11 protein-coding genes are annotated in these 14,635 nt (G+C 56.5%); 6 read left to right on the top strand and 5 right to left on the bottom strand.

What is annotated here, in order from left to right:
* Positions 1-20: 20 nt before the first annotated feature.
* Genes AAC126_RS04045 through AAC126_RS04035 form a run of 3 tightly spaced genes read right to left on the bottom strand, consistent with a single transcriptional unit; the run spans position 21 to position 4,572 of the window.
* Complete coding sequence (locus AAC126_RS04045; RefSeq protein ID WP_339850345.1) at positions 21-1,352, bottom strand: hypothetical protein; 1,332 nt, start codon at positions 1,350-1,352, stop codon at positions 21-23.
* A 52-nt stretch (positions 1,353-1,404) separates the two neighbouring features.
* Positions 1,405-2,793 (bottom strand): HlyD family type I secretion periplasmic adaptor subunit, encoded by a 1,389-nt coding sequence (locus tag AAC126_RS04040; protein ID WP_339850343.1) that lies wholly within the window; start codon positions 2,791-2,793, stop codon positions 1,405-1,407.
* A gap of 15 nt (positions 2,794-2,808) precedes the next feature.
* A complete protein-coding gene (locus AAC126_RS04035) occupies positions 2,809-4,572 on the bottom strand; it encodes a type I secretion system permease/ATPase (protein WP_339850340.1) in 1,764 nt (587 codons plus the stop codon).
* 202 nt (positions 4,573-4,774) lie between these two features.
* On the opposite strand from AAC126_RS04035, the gene AAC126_RS04030 reads away from it, so the two are divergent.
* Positions 4,775-6,082: a glycosyltransferase family 4 protein gene (locus AAC126_RS04030; protein WP_339850337.1), complete on the top strand. Its 1,308-nt coding sequence runs from the start codon at positions 4,775-4,777 to the stop codon at positions 6,080-6,082.
* 23 nt (positions 6,083-6,105) lie between these two features.
* Positions 6,106-7,782: a hypothetical protein gene (locus tag AAC126_RS04025; RefSeq protein WP_339850334.1), complete on the top strand. Its 1,677-nt coding sequence runs from the start codon at positions 6,106-6,108 to the stop codon at positions 7,780-7,782.
* Here the strand turns inward: AAC126_RS04025 and AAC126_RS04020 are convergent.
* On the bottom strand, positions 7,760-8,479 hold the full coding sequence (locus AAC126_RS04020) for a hypothetical protein (protein WP_339850332.1): 720 nt from the start codon (positions 8,477-8,479) through the stop codon (positions 7,760-7,762). The genes AAC126_RS04025 and AAC126_RS04020 overlap by 23 nt on opposite strands.
* Positions 8,480-8,842: 363 nt before the next feature.
* On the opposite strand from AAC126_RS04020, the gene AAC126_RS04015 reads away from it, so the two are divergent.
* From AAC126_RS04015 to aroF, 4 genes are read left to right on the top strand one after another with little or no spacing between them, the layout of a single operon-like run.
* Complete coding sequence (locus AAC126_RS04015) at positions 8,843-10,330, top strand: glycosyltransferase family 4 protein (protein ID WP_339850330.1); 1,488 nt, start codon at positions 8,843-8,845, stop codon at positions 10,328-10,330.
* Positions 10,327-12,138 (top strand): tetratricopeptide repeat protein, encoded by a 1,812-nt coding sequence (locus AAC126_RS04010; RefSeq protein WP_339850328.1) that lies wholly within the window; start codon positions 10,327-10,329, stop codon positions 12,136-12,138. Before AAC126_RS04015 ends, AAC126_RS04010 begins: the two co-directional genes overlap by 4 nt.
* The gene (locus AAC126_RS04005) at positions 12,135-13,316 is read left to right on the top strand and encodes a glycosyltransferase (protein ID WP_339850326.1); all 1,182 of its coding nucleotides are present in this window, start codon (positions 12,135-12,137) and stop codon (positions 13,314-13,316) included. The genes AAC126_RS04010 and AAC126_RS04005 overlap by 4 nt, the downstream gene beginning before the upstream one ends.
* 30 nt (positions 13,317-13,346) lie before the next feature.
* Positions 13,347-14,267, top strand: coding sequence for a 3-deoxy-7-phosphoheptulonate synthase (gene aroF / locus AAC126_RS04000; protein ID WP_339850323.1), 921 nt, complete (start codon positions 13,347-13,349; stop codon positions 14,265-14,267).
* A 64-nt stretch (positions 14,268-14,331) separates the two neighbouring features.
* On the opposite strand, the gene AAC126_RS03995 is transcribed toward aroF, so the two are convergent.
* Positions 14,332-14,523: a hypothetical protein gene (locus AAC126_RS03995; protein WP_339850321.1), complete on the bottom strand. Its 192-nt coding sequence runs from the start codon at positions 14,521-14,523 to the stop codon at positions 14,332-14,334.
* Between the last annotated feature and the right edge of the window lie 112 nt (positions 14,524-14,635).

Raw genomic sequence — 14,635 nt, 5'->3', positions numbered from 1 at the left:
ATAGGTGTTTCTTCGGAAATTTAGTCCATATGTGAGAACTGTCGTCCATTTGTATTGGGTTCTTTTTCTTTGAGCACCCTTTTCTCCAAAAGAATATCTTTTTCAGTTAATAATTTTTTCGATACACGCCTGATAAGAGATTGCCAGTTCCCCTTGCTCCTAAAAGGTCTCACTGAATCATACCAAAGCCCGGAAGCCCCCTTTGCAAGCCATCGCCAATCCGGCTGTTGGCCGAGAAGCAGCCATGTAGGCTTGTTCATTGCACCAGCTAGATGAGCAAGACTTGTGTCGACTGAAATCACCAGATCGACGTCCTGGAGATTGAGCGCGGTATCAAGAAAATCTTTAATGTCATTGCTGAATGGTCTCAGGTTGAGGGGAGCATCCTTGTCTTCTGCAGGGTAATCCCAAGGTAACGCGATAAAGGTAACTTCAGGGATCGAAGTAATTAATGCGGAGAAAATCTCAAACGGGCATGAACGGACTGTGTCACGTGAATTGTTGGCATTTCCCTGCCATGCAACGGCGACCAGAAGATTATCTTGCTTGGATGAGTCGTGTGGCGGCTTGCCTTTATGATGTTGCGGCAGACTTATATATCCCTCGGTTCGCGGGATGTTTTTGGGAGTGGTTCCAAATATTCGGGGCAGACTCATAGCCATCACTATATAATCAGTGGGGTAGGCTTTCCTGCCATCAGAGATAACTGCGTCAATTTCCGGAATAAGCTTGAAAAGCCTTTCAAGTTCTGGCCGTGTGAAAAAAGTTACTTTGGAAGCTCCTAGATCTTTAATTAGGCCGCAGTACCTCACAAAATTTATATGATCTCCGAGTCCTTGTTCTCCAATAACAATGATTTCTTTGTCTACGAGAGAAAATGTTCCGTCCCAGACGTGACCCGCGCCAATGGAATCAAGTAGGTTTTGTCGTCCCTCCCTCAAATCATATCGTTGGAAGCCTTCCTTCCATTTACCGTTACGGAGGCAGGTAATGCCGAGTGCAATGCTTATATCTCGGGATGAGTCCGCTGCAATCAAGGCGCGTCGATACCAGAATTCGGCATCCTGATAATGCTCTTGCATTGATTTCGTATGCGCGAAACCGGCCAACGCTTTATCGAAGCCTGGGCGAAACAAAAGCGCGTTTTTGAAATTGGTCAGGGCTTTGCCGGTATGCCCGTCTCTGAGATGTAACGTCCCAAGCCCCGTTTCCGCCCTGATTGAGTAGGGCTTTACCGCGAGAGCCATCCTGTAAAAACGTTCAGCGGCATCATACCGCTTCTTGGCGAGGGCAGCATCGGCCGTAGCGAGCAGGTTTCGAAGCACACCGGGCGGAAGCTGGGCGTTATTCATGATCGACGGTCTTCAGCGAAATGTTGCGCAAGGCCTCTGATGACCGAATCCGTCACGGTTCCCGCATAGCTTGATGGAGGCTGGATAGGAGCGGAGTCATCCAGTACTCGAAAAGGGTCCGTTCTCCAACAGAGATAAGGGCGGAGACCTGCATGCCTGCCGTAAGCTGTGCGTCGGGAATATTGATTTTCAGAGACGCTGGATCGATCAGGATCCGCGCTTCGAAAAACTCCTGTCCCCTAGGATCGGTAATGGCATCGAGCGAAACCGAGGTCAAGATCCCGTCGACGGGCGGCGTGGTGCGTGGGTTGAAGGCGGAGAGCATGAGTTGTACTGGAACGCCGATCATAAGGGCGTCAATGTCTTTAGGTTTGATTTTAACCACACCTATAAGCTCATCGTGCGCAGGCACGACACTCATGATGACTTCACCGGCTCCAACGACGCCGCCTTCTGTGTGTTTACGCAAGTCGACGATTTGTCCATCGGCCGGGGACCGGATTTCAATCCGTGCAACGCGATCCTTCCAGACGCTCTCGTTTTGCTGAAGGTCTTGAAGGCGAATTGAATTCGCGCGCAGGGCTGCTGCTGTTTTGTCCCTGTGCTCTGTCTCTATAGAAGACATACGCAGTTTTTGCTCGCCAATGGATTGCTGGCTTTGAGCTATCGCTGATTCCAGTTGTCCGGCAGTACCGCGCAATTGTTCTTTTGCGCGTTGTAGCGACAGGAGACGGGGTTTGCGCTCTAACCCCTTATCATAAAGCTGTTGGACACCAGCCAGCTCCTCGTCGATGATTTTCATCTGGTTCAGCGTTGAATCAAGTCTGGTTTTGGAGCCAGTGATCTGAGATTCCAGCTGTGCGATACGTTCATCGATCAATTTGCTTATATTGTCGATGGAGCGTTGTTCCGCCTCAAAGACTTTACGTTCCATCTCCATCAAGTGCGAAACTTCAGGATCGCTTGCTTTCTTTAGCAACTCTTCGGGAAAAGTGATGCTGCTCTGCCGATCGCGGACGGCTTCTAATCGTGCCCGTTCTGCGCGGACGGCATTAAGCTGATTCTCCAGCCGAGCGAACTCGCTGTTGGTTTGCAGCGGGTCGAGACGCATGAGAATTTCGTCTTTTTCGACAGTGTCGCCTTCCCGGACAAGAAGGTCCTTAACGATACCGCCGTCCGGATGTTGCACAACCTGGCGTTCGCTCACCACGCGCAACTCGCCGGGGGCATGAACACCGCTGGCCAGCGGGGCGACGATGGACCAGCCCCCAAAAAGAACAAAGAATCCAACCAGCACAGACCACCCTGCGAGTGAGGATCGTCGCCAGGTTGGTTTCAGTCCATTCCCGGGACCAGCCGTGGTGATATCCTCTCGCGGCAGTATCGGGAGGCGTTTGTTCAGCAATTCCTTGCTGACATCCGGGAGCGTGGCATCCGCCATGGAGCGTCCTCGTGGTTAGGTGTCGGCGACCGCTCTGGCGCCGCTATGTTCGACTTTCGGTGTTGGCCGCGCCCCACCAATCAGGGGCATGACTTCATCGCGATCAGAGAACTTCTGTACGACGCCGTCACGAAGCACCAAAATCTTGTCTACAATCTGAAGAATATTGGGGCGATGCAGGATGACGACAACTGTTGTCCCGCGCGCCTTCAGATTTTCAATGGCGTCCTTTAGGGCTTGATCGCCTTCGGTGTCCAGGTTGGCGTTCGGCTCGTCCAGGATAACCAGTTTCGGATCTCCCAACAGCGCTCGAGCCAGCCCAACCCTCTGCCGCTGACCGCCAGAGAGCAGACTGCCACCATCGCCAACTTCGGTATCATAGCCCTGTTTCATGTTTAGGATCATATGGTGCAGGCCGGCCATTTCGGCGGCTTGGATGACCTGCTCGTTGGATATATCCTCATTAAACCGGGAAATGTTGTCGCGAATGGTGCCTTCGAAAAGCAAAACTTGCTGCGGCAGATATCCGACATACCGTCCCCGATCTTCACTCGGCCACCGAAAAACATCAGCACCATCCATGCGCACTACGCCGGCTGTAGGCTGTTCAATGCCGGCGATCAAGCGTGCGAGCGATGTTTTCCCGGCGGCAGATGGGCCAATTATTCCAACGGACAGTCCAGGTTCGATTTCAAAAGATACGCGCGACAGGATCGGTCGGCTCAGTGCCCTGACTTCATAGTGAATATTCTCTACCGAGAGATGCCCTTTTGGTTCGAGCGGGAAAACACTGTCTTCCGGCTTGCCTGCGATGCCGCGCAAGATCGAGGAGAGATACCCGTACTTTTGGACCGCGTCGGCAACCTGAGACCAAGAGCTGACGACTGCTTCCATGGGCATCAAGGCACGCGAAACCAGGATGACGGAAGCCATCATGGCGCCGCGAGAGAGGCCGCTGGCTGGATCGACGATCTGAATCGCGGCCACGGTCATGACCGCCATCATGATGCCCATCCGCATCATCTTGATAAAAGCCTGGATGACGCCTGCGGTCTTGCTGGCGTTACCCTGGAGATCCAGGGCCATTTCATTGTACGTTGTCCAGTTGTTCATGAGCGATTTACGCATGCCCATGGCTTCGACGATATCCGCATTATCAATAGCAGAACGGCTGATTTTTTTGGCACGGTTGGCTGCCGCGGACGCCTTTGCAAGCGTGGACTCAGTGACAACTTTATTGATGATGGCAAGGACAACGAGAATTAGGCCACCCATCGTGGCGGTCACACCGATCGCAAAATTAAGGGCAAACAGGACGGCGAGAAAAATTGGGATAAACGGTATGTCCATCAGCATGAAAAGGCTGGGACTGCCAAGGAACATCCGGAGGCCTTGAAGATGGTCCAGAGCGTCACCCGCGCGCCGTCCCCGGATGAGCGATCCGGTAATCGACTTCTCGAACAATTGTGGCGAGAGTTGCTTGTCGATCCAGGAACTGACCTGTGTGAAAACGTGAGTGCGGGCAATATCGACAAGGGCCTGCACCAACAGGGCGCCGAAGGCCATCAGCGCGAGCAGGGTCAGCGTGGCCATATTGCCTGTGCCGAGCACGCGGTCGAACAGGGAGAACATGTAAAGCGGCATCGTCAGGATCAGCATGTTGACTACAAAGCTGAAGACACCTGCCGTTACAAAAGCGCCGCGGCACGTCTCGAAGATTTTCCGTAGAGGATCGTCGATGGCGTTATCGGCACTCATCGGCGCATTTTTACTCGCCATGAAATCTAGCCCGTGATCATGAGATCGTTATTTCGGAGTATACCAGAAGTAAGAACCTTGTTGCGAAACAGCTTCTGCGTACGATTTTTCCGCAGCTCGCAACTGAACTGAGCTTGCATCGCAACGTTCGGGAATTCATAAGCGCCTGTGAAGCGAGTATCAATCATATTTCTTTCGGCTGCGTCCATAAGGCTATAGCTCAATGAAAATTCTCTTTGTGCATCAGAATATGCCAGGTCAGTTCAAGCATCTGGCGCCCGCTTTGGCCGCTGACGGGCACGAGGTTGTGTTTGTGACAAAGCCTGGCCGGCCTAACATGCCTGGCGTGCGCAAGGTTGAGTATAAATTGCACAGGGAAGCCAAGCAGCCGACGCATCCTTATTTTGACCGTATGGAAGATCAGCTCCTGCACGGACAGGCGGTGGCCAAACTCTGCCTCACCCTGAAAGGGCAGGGGTTTGATCCGGATGTGATCTGTGCTCATACCGGATGGGGTGAAGCGCTGTTCATGAAAGATGTTTTCCCAAGGGCGCGGTTGTTGACGTTCAACGAATTTTTCTACCGCAGCCACGGCACCGATACGGATTTCAGAAAAACCGAACCCGATGTCGACCGGGACTGTCGCACGCGCATCCGTAATGCTCACATGTTGCTGACCATGGCGGACGCCGACTGGGGATATGTGCCGACCTATTGGCAATGGTCGACGCATCCGAAAGCACACCGGGAGAACATGACGGTGGTTCATGACGGTATCGATACCGATACATGTGTCCGCCAGCCGGAGGCCTATATCGACCTGGCGGATGGACGCAGATTGACGGCCGGGGACGAAGTGGTGACGTATGTGGCCCGAAACCTCGAGCCATATCGCGGGTTTGATGTTGTTGCCGCGTCCCTTAAGGGGATCCTCGAGACATGCCCTAATGCGCATATCCTGATCACCGGCGGGGAAGAGGTGAGTTACGGTGCTGGCCCCGGCTATGCCGACAGCTGGAAGGAAGCGCTGATTTCGCATCTTTCCCTGGATGCAAGCCGGCTCCATTTCCTCGGCCGGCTGCCCTATGACGAATTCGGCCGGATGCAGTCAATCTCAAGTGCCCATATCTATCTTACCTATCCGTTTGTGCTCTCCTGGTCGATGCTTGAGGCTATGTCTAAGGAATGCCTGGTGATTGCCAGTGAGACAAAGCCGGTTTCCGAAGTGATCCGTCACCGCGAGAATGGCCTGCTTGTTGATTATGATGATCCGAAAGCCTTGGTTTCGATCGTCGCTGAGGCTCTCCGGAATCCGAAAGAGATGGATGTGATCCGCAAGGCCGCGCGGCAAACGGTTATTGACCGGTATGATCTCGCCACAATCTGTTTGCCCCGCCTGAAAGACGTTGTCGAAAAGCTCGGACGTGGCGAGAAGCCGGATCCGACAACCGAAATCCCGGCCGATATCGCAAAGGCGATGGGATGGGGCAGCACCAAAGCACGTGAGCTCGCGTTGTGGTCCGAAATGTAACAACCGATGAGCCAGGCGGGGCCTTGACCTCGGTCGAGGAACTGCTGAAGGCGCGTGCCGCCCATTCATTCCGCCATGGAGATTTCCTCCAGGCCTCGGCGGAATTGTGCCGCTATTGCATGGTTTGTCCGGATGATCCCGCCGGCTATCAGAATTTACTGGCCCTGTCGCGCCGGTCCGGCGCTCCGGTCACCCAAATGGTGCAACAGACTATTCGGGCCCAGCTTTTGCAGCCTTCCGGTGATGCTCCGCTGATCTCGCTTCTGACGGGGCTTGCGGACCGGGGTTTTCCTCTTCCCGCCGAGGTGGCGCCCTTTGTTGATGCCAGGCCATTAACGGACGGGCTGGCCTGTGCGCTCGCGATACTGCACCACCGGTCGAATGCACCGAAATGCGCTATAAATGTATTGAAACGCGGGCTGGTGCAGAACCCGGGTCAGCCGTCTCTATTGCGCCAATACGGGACCATCCTGAACAGCTCGGGTGATCAGGCGTCAGGGCCGCTGTTTGCCCGGACGCTTTGCTGTTCTCTGCCCGGAGAGCCGGACTTCATTGAGGCCCTGCGCAATGTAGCGGCTCAATGCCATGCGGGAGGAGAGCTTGTTAAAGCGGTCAGGCTCTATCGCGATGCCGTGAAGGCCGGGCCGGCTTCCATGGAAACACGGGCCAACCTCGCGGCAGCCCTTGTTGATAGCGGGGAGGGGGGCGATGCAGAGGAGGAATTGCGGCAGCTTCTGGTCATTGATCCCGGGCACCGCGACGGTCTCTGGCTTTCATCTTGCCTGCGTATAGGCGCCGGTGACGGCAGGGCGGGGTACAGGGCTCATCATGTCCGGTGGACCGAACCGCACTCTGGCGCACGGACGCTACGGTTTGGAGGAACGCCCCTTTGGCTGGGGCAACCGCCGGAAGGCCGGCGGATCCTCATCTGGGGCGATTTCGGTATCGGTGACGAGATCATCTTTGCTCCGCTTGCCAACTGGCTGGCGGCGCAGGGAGCATCTGTTGTGCTCGAGGTTGATCCCAGACTTGCCGCTTTGGCGAAGCGGAGTTTTCCGGCGATTGATGTGGTTGGGCGAGACAGTGAGGATCCGCTATCCAAAGGTGATTTCGATTATCATGCCCCGTCTGCATTGCTTGCCCGTTTTTACGATGCCCATCACAGCCGTACGCCGCTGCCAGTGTGGCGTGCCGATCAGGAGCGAAGCCGTGAGATACGCGAGAGCTTGCATGCCCTTGCCGGCGGAGCGTGGGCCGGCTTGGCCTGGGGCGGTGGGGGCAAGCGTACGGCCTGGTCAAAGTCCACCGACCTTGATGACTGGTCTGAGCTGCTGAACCTGCCCGGACTTAACCTGGTGAGCCTACAGTATGATGGCGCCGCCGCAGGAGAGGAGGGGCGCATGTCTTCGCTCCATGAGGCGCCGGTCGCCGATCTCAGGAACGATCTTGATGGTCTTGCAGCCTTGCTTCAGGCTCTTGACTGTACGATTTCGATATCCGGAATTAATGCTCACATGGCCGGTGCGCTTGGCCGGCCTGGCCATGTATTGCTCCCGAAACTGCCGCTCTGGTTCTGGGGGCGTTCCGGAAGCAAATCCTCCTGGTATCCAAATCTTACGCTTTACCGGAATGATGGCGGTGGGTGGGGCGATCCGATCGCCGCCCTGACCAGGGAGGTCAGGCGGTCTCTTTCGCTCTGACCATGTCCGCTTCGGCAGTCCAGAGATCGCCGTAATCGACGTCCTGCCACTCCTTGAACCAGGGACCGCCACGCGTATAGTGAACGGCTGCCGGCGGCTGACCGTCGGATGGCTTGTCGTACCAGCCTTCAAGCCAGTTCCAAGTATGATGCACGCTGCCTATCAACGCGTCATCCAGCCATTGGAAGCGGTGCAGGAAGGCGCCGGTTTCCGTGTTGACGATTTCCGGTGTCAGGGCCGCATTTGCCGGATGGCCGCAATTCATCAGCATCATGCTGGACCAGTTCTTGCGCGGGTAATTGGTCTGGACCTTGCCATCCATCTTGGTGCGCTCTGTCGGCTGATAATCGTGCTGTACGCAGAGTATCGCCTTGCTGTCGTCCGCTTCCGCGAAGAGCTGCGCAACATCGCGGGTCCAAAGGAAATCGCAGTCACAAAAAAGCGCCCAGCCTTCATACCCGGCGAGGTGGGGCATAAGGAACCGTGTATAGGTGAACTCGGTGGAAGCGAGGGGGTCGAGATCTCTCGTGAAGAGCTTCCTGGCGCGCAACTCATCCTGTTTTAGCGGTATGATCTCAAGATCGGTACTGCTATGGCGCTGCAGCGAGTGCTCGCAAACATCGTATGCGATGGTTTCGCGGCTGTCCCAGCCAACGAAGATGCGAAGTGGGGACGAGGCGGTGTCTGCGATCGTCACGGTGCTGTTTCCCGTCGCGTTGAATTGTGAATGCGTCTCATTAACATGCGAGGAGCCTCAAAGAATATACCCTGCGGCAATCTCCCGCAGTCCGGGCTTCCCCCGCTCATTCCCATACTCTATAAACGCAGCGCCCTGATTTAAAGTTTTCAAAGTGCTCAATTTGTCGGACGGTCCTACGTGTCATCCATCCCTGTTTGCGCTATTCATTACCACCCGGATGCTTATCGAGCCGACCGGGTAGGGGTCAAAGGGCGCCATGCTGCGGGGGCGGGTTTCCTTTCCGGTTATTTCCGGCATGGCCGCGCGGAAAAGTTTGTCACGGTTACTTCGAACGGCCGGCATGCAGCGGAATTTTCCGAGATGGCCAGGGCCATCGATTTGCAGGGCCGGAATGTAAGTCATCTGAATTCGATGCTCGCGAAGCCAGGGGAAGCCGAGTGCTTTCTGGTCGCGGGACCAGGCTTCGATGAATTTGCCTGGGAGCGGAGAACGCGAGACCAGCGGGCCTACAGTCTTTGCGGAATAACCCACACATTGTCGTCTGATCGGGTTATCGAAGCATTATCGCGCTATAATCTGCTCCCGCTTCAGCCATGGGATGCCCTCATTTGTACATCGCAGGTCGCGCGCGATGTCGTCCGGCACACGGTGGAGAATTACGGGGAATATCTGGAGCGGCGTCTTGGCGTGGCACCGAAAGTCGACCTGAAGCTGCCAATTATCCCGCTTGGCGTGGACAGCAGCCGGTACGCTGCCGACGCGGAGGCGCGTGCCCGGTTGCGCAAGCATATCGGAGCGGCGGAAGAGGATTTTGTCATTCTCTTCCTGGGGCGCTTCACCTTTCATGCGAAAGCCCACCCGGTTCCGATGTATCTCGCGGCGGAAGGTGCGGCCTGCCGTCTGCAGGACCGCAAGGTGCATTTCGTGATGGCCGGGCAGGCCCCGAACGAGATCATCTACCAGTCCTATCAGGATACTGCGGCTGCCTACACGGAAAAGGCTTCAGTTCATTTCGTCGATGGTCAGGATGACGACCTCGTGCATGCCTCCTGGCAAGGCGCGGACGCTTTTCTGTCCCTCTCGGATAATATCCAGGAGACCTTTGGCCTCACCCCGATAGAGGCAATGGCGGCCGGTTTGCCTGCGGTGGTAAGCGACTGGGACGGTTACAAGGATACCATCGTTGATGGTGAGACCGGGTTCCGCATCCCCACTGTTACACCGAGCGCGGGAGACGGCTTCGAATATGCTTATCTTTACCAGTCTGGCCGCGATAACTATGACCGTTTCGTCGGACGGGCCTGTATGTCGACGGGAAGCGATCTTGCGGCTGCCGTCGAAGCCCTGGTCCGTCTTGCCGAAGACCCGGCCCTGAGGCACAGGATGGGGGAGGCCGGGCGGCGGCGGGCAGCAGAAGTCTATGACTGGTCTGTTATCGTCCGGGCGTATGAGGAGCTTTGGCTGGAGCTGAGAGAGCTTCGGCACTCAGCGCCGGAAGTGGCCCCGAGACAACCGAAGGAGAGCGCAAGCCCTCTGTATCCCGATCCGTTTGACATTTTCCGGACACACCCGAGTTTTGTCCTCTCTCCTGAGACGCTGGTGTCATTGGCGCCCGGAATGCCCGAGGACGCCAATGAATTCCTGTCCCGCCATTCCTTCGTTTCCTTTTCATCCGAGTTTCGTTTAAGCCCGTCCTTGACGGAAATGCTGCTGAAACGGCTCGGCGAGGCTGGCACGGTCCCGCTTTCTCAGCTTGAGGCATGGGTTGATCCGGTTGAACGGGGGCCATTGCGGCGCACGCTGCCGGCTCTTGCGAAATTTGGTTTGATAAGATTGAGCCTGTCATGAAGCCGATTGACCCCGCGACAAGAGTGAAACTTTACCGGAACGCCAAAAAGGTGCTCGGCCTTCTCGGCGAGAAAAAATTCGAGGACGCGGATAAGATCCTTGCGGAAATGACCCCCAGTGTGGGCAAGACATGCCTCTACACCGGTCTGGAGGCCCGGAGGGCCCTTCTTCGCGGGAATAAGGACCTTGCCCGTACGAAAATCAAAACGGGCATGAAAATGGCCGCGGGAGGCGATGTTTTATTCAATCGTCTCGCGGTGGGCGTCGCCCGGGATCTTGGTGACCGCGATTTGCTTGGCGCTGTCTTGAAAGTGGCCCTGAAAACCACACCGAGCGATGCGATCATACAGTATTCCTCCGCAGGCTATTGTTATCGCAGGGGCGAAATGGAGGCGGCGCGCACGCATTACGAGGCGGCGGTAAATCTGAAGCCACGCTATCTCGATGCCATGCGTGATCTTGCCGTACTTTATTGGGAACAGGGCAAGCATGAACGCGCCCTGAGGGTTCTTGCCAGGGGACAGGAGTTCAAGGCGGGGTTCCGGGACGATGTTCTGCAAGTCGGCAATGCGCGATACGGGGTAAAGAACTACCCGGGAGCAAGGAAAGCCTATGAGCTTCTCGCCGCCTGGCAGCCGGATTTTTCCGCCGTTTATTCAAACCTTGGGTCGGTTTACCGGCACCTCCTTGAATTCGCTCAAGCGCGGCAGACTCTGAAACGGGCAGCGTTGCTCCAGCCGGACAATGATGGTGCCTACTACAATCTCGGTAATCTCGAAAAAGAGAATTCCAATGCTGCCGGGGCGATCACAATGTTCCGCCGGGCTTTGAACTGCGCGCCGGAGAAGGCCATGTTTCACTGGAACCTTTCGCTGGCACTGCTCGCGGAGGGGCAACTCGGCGAAGGTTTTGCAGAATACGAGTGGCGCTGGGAAACGGAATCCTTTCCGACAAAAAAGCGTGAGTTTGACAAGCCCGAATGGGATGGACAGCCGCTTGAAGGACGTACCCTTTTTCTCATTGCTGAACAGGGGATCGGTGATGCCCTGCAATTCCTTCGCTTCGTGCCGGATGCTGTAAAGCACGCTCAGGCCGGAAAGAAGAAGGGGCGCATTATTCTCGAGGCGCATGAGGAGGTCATTGATCTCTACAGCGAATATGCAGACATGGTTGAGCTGGTCCCGCGAACTCCGGGGGCTGAGCCGGAATTTGACTGCCACTTTGCGCAGCTTTCCCTGCCGTTGGTACTCGATGTAAAGACCCTCGATGACTTGCCGAAGGCTCCTTACATCAATGTTATCGGCAAGGACCGGTTTCCGGTGCCGGGGCTGAACGATGCGCAATTGAACGCCGGTATCGTCTGGGGCGGAAATCCTGCTTTCGCCGGGGATAATATCCGCTCTTCATCGGTTGAGCATTACGCGCCGCTTTTCGGACTGCAGGGAATCCAGTGCTACAGTCTCCAGAAAGGCCCGCGTGAAGCGGACCTGAGCAAGGCTCCAAAGTCTCTCATTCGTCTCAGCCCGGACATAAAGAGCTTCGCCGACACCGTCTCGATCGTGCGACAGCTTGATGTCACGGTGACGACCTGTACCTCTGTTGCCCATCTGGTCGGCGCCATGGGGGCGCCGGTTTTCGTCCTGCTGTCCCATAATGCGGACTGGCGGTGGCTGCAGCATCGTGTCGACAGCCCCTGGTATCCGTCCGCGCGGCTGTTCCGGCAGACACGTCCCGGTGATTGGGCCGGGGTGATCGAACGCGTGGGGGCGGCACTGACTGAATTGCGCGACCAAAAGGCTGGACGGTGAAACGGGTCCTTTTTGCCTGGGAACTTGGTGATGGGCTTGGTCATGTAAGCCGCTTGCTGCCGATCGCGCGCGCGCTTGCGAAAAATGGTGTCGACTGTGCTTTCGCGGTGCGTAATCTCATGGTTACGCACCCGGTGATCGCACGGGACGGGTTTCCGGTATTCCACGCGCCATGGGTTGAGCCTTATGCGCCGCAGGATGTCCGGCAGCAGCCGATCTCCTCGATCGGGGACGTGCTCGCGACCGTTGGTTATATCGAGCCTGAAAAGCTGATGTCGCTGGTGGAGTGCTGGAGCACAATCATCGACGCTTACGATCCGGATATCGTGGTTACCGATTATTCGCCAACTGCCGCGCTGGCTGTTTACGGTGAGCGTCCGTTTGTCTGTATCGGCGACTGGTTCACGATGCCGCCGGGAATATGGTCGGAATTCAGAACCTTCAAGGAAAGCCCCAACCGCGTCGATCCCGCCCGCCTTCTGGCGACGGTTCAGGAAGTGCAGACCCGGCGCTCGAAGCCGGTGCCGGATCGGGTCCCGGCTCTCATGCAGGGGCTCAGAAATTTTGTGCTGACGCTTCCCGAACTCGATCCTTATGCCGAGTTCAGGGAAAACACCGAGATTTCCCCTCTGAATCCCCTGCCCAAACCGCTTTCCACGGAGCCGGAGCAGGATTATTTCGGGTATCTCTCAGCGACCTATGCCGGCACGGGAAAAGTGCTGGAAGCTCTCTCGGCAAGCTCCTGGAAAGGTGAAATCTACCTGAGGGATGCCAACGAAGCTGTGCGAGAGCAATGGCGCGGCCGGGGGCTGACCATTCACACGCAACCACAATCGATGGCGGATATGGTCGGGCGGTCCAGACTTGTCATCCATCACGGAGGCCTTGGCACGCTTGAACAGGTGCTTGCAATGGGGCGTCCGCAATGCATCGTTCCCCGGCATTTCGAGCAGCTGAAGAACGGGTTATTCGCGGGCAAAAAAGGTCTCTCGACCGGGCTGCAGTCCGGAAACAGGTTTCAGCCCGAACATGTGCACCATGCCATCAATGCAATTCTGACCCAGCCTGCGTTCGAGCAGCGTGCAAAAGCTTTTGCCGCCAATCTCGACGCACGCGGACCATTCAATCTGCTTGCCCGGATCACGGATTTTATCCTATCGACGTTGAACGGGCGCTGAAGAAAAATTCCCAGCAGGAGAGAACGCACCATGGCCGTAGAGAACAAATTCCCGGGTAAGGACCTGACCGAAGACGATATCGCGGGGAAGATCCCGCTCGTCGCCAAGAAATCGCCTGACCACAAGACGGTCTTTACCTGCGGCGGTATTGAAATTGGAGGCCCGCTGATCCCGGTCATGGCCGGCCCGAATACGGTCGAGAACGAAGAGATGATCGTCGAGAGCGCGAAGGCGATCAAAGCCGCGGGCGGTCACTTCCTGCGCGGCGGCGCTTTCAAGCCGCTGAGCTTCCCCTATCGCAGCCCGAAATTCTTCGAGAGCCGGGAAGACGGCCTGAAATGGCTGACCGTCGCGAAGCAGGAAACCGGTCTGCCGATCGTCACCGAGGTGATGGAAATCGACAAGATCGAGATCGTCGCCAAACATGCCGACATGCTGCAGATCGGCACGCGGAACATGCAGAACTATCCGCTGCTGACCGAGGTCGGCAAGACGGGCATGCCGGTGATGCTGAAGCGCGGTTATGGTTCCTCGCTGCGGGACTGGCTGATGGCGGCGGAATATATTGCGCTTGAGCATGACCGGCTGGGCATCGAGCAGCGGATCGTGCTGTGCGAGCGCGGTGTCGTGGCGCCGCATACGCATCGGGCAACCTCCCGGTTTCTGCTCGACCTCCAGGTCGTGCCGGCAGCTCAGGAAGTCACGCACTTGCCGGTGATGACCGACCCGTCCCACGCCACATTCTGGCAGCCCTGGGTCAAGTCGATGATGCTGGCGTCTGTTGCCGCCGGTGCTGACGCACTGATGCTGGAAGTGCATCCGGACCCGCGCAATGCGGCGGTGGACCCGCTTCAGGCGAGTTCTTTCGCGGAATTCGATGACATGATGAAGGCAATGCGCCCGATCGCGACGGCCATTGGCCGGACACTTGATGTCGGCAGCAATACCTGACTGATTTGACCTGGTTGGATCGGTCTGGCCGATTTGAATAGAGAGAAGAAAGAGATCGCTTGCGTCAGGATGCGGCTTTCAGCCCGTCCTGACGTTTCTTCCTGATCTGGTTTGCGTCGTCGCGGATCAGATCGTCCATCTCTTCTTCGCGCTCTTCCAGCGTTTTAGGCGTCGCGCTGTGATCCAGGCGGCGAATTGCCAATGTGATGGCAATCCAGAAAAAGGCTGCAATGCCTGCAAAGATCCCGGCGATCATTGAGGCGGACTGGATATATTCTAGGAACATGACCTGTTGCCAAGGATGAATGGAAGTCCCGCAGCGGGAGTGACCGACTCTATGGGGATGTAATGGAGCGATGTCAAAGAAA

This window comes from uncultured Nisaea sp. (assembly GCF_963974195.1).
Lineage (GTDB): Bacteria > Pseudomonadota > Alphaproteobacteria > Thalassobaculales > Thalassobaculaceae > Nisaea.
Note: the sequence above shows the minus strand (reverse complement) of the source record. Positions and strands in the feature narration are given on the sequence as shown.

Bases quoted from the DNA above. Each gene is read 5' to 3' on its own strand.
- AAC126_RS04010 (WP_339850328.1), top strand. From the start codon at position 10,327: ATGAAGCCGATTGACCCCGCGACAAGAGTGAAACTTTACCGGAACGCC.
- AAC126_RS04015 (WP_339850330.1), top strand. From the start codon at position 8,843: ATGGCCAGGGCCATCGATTTGCAGGGCCGGAATGTAAGTCATCTGAAT.
- AAC126_RS04040 (WP_339850343.1), bottom strand. From the start codon at position 2,793: ATGGCGGATGCCACGCTCCCGGATGTCAGCAAGGAATTGCTGAACAAA.
- AAC126_RS04035 (WP_339850340.1), bottom strand. From the start codon at position 4,572: ATGGCGAGTAAAAATGCGCCGATGAGTGCCGATAACGCCATCGACGAT.
- aroF (WP_339850323.1), top strand. From the start codon at position 13,347: ATGGCCGTAGAGAACAAATTCCCGGGTAAGGACCTGACCGAAGACGAT.
- AAC126_RS04045 (WP_339850345.1), bottom strand. From the start codon at position 1,352: ATGAATAACGCCCAGCTTCCGCCCGGTGTGCTTCGAAACCTGCTCGCT.
- AAC126_RS04030 (WP_339850337.1), top strand. From the start codon at position 4,775: ATGAAAATTCTCTTTGTGCATCAGAATATGCCAGGTCAGTTCAAGCAT.
- AAC126_RS03995 (WP_339850321.1), bottom strand. From the start codon at position 14,523: ATGATCGCCGGGATCTTTGCAGGCATTGCAGCCTTTTTCTGGATTGCC.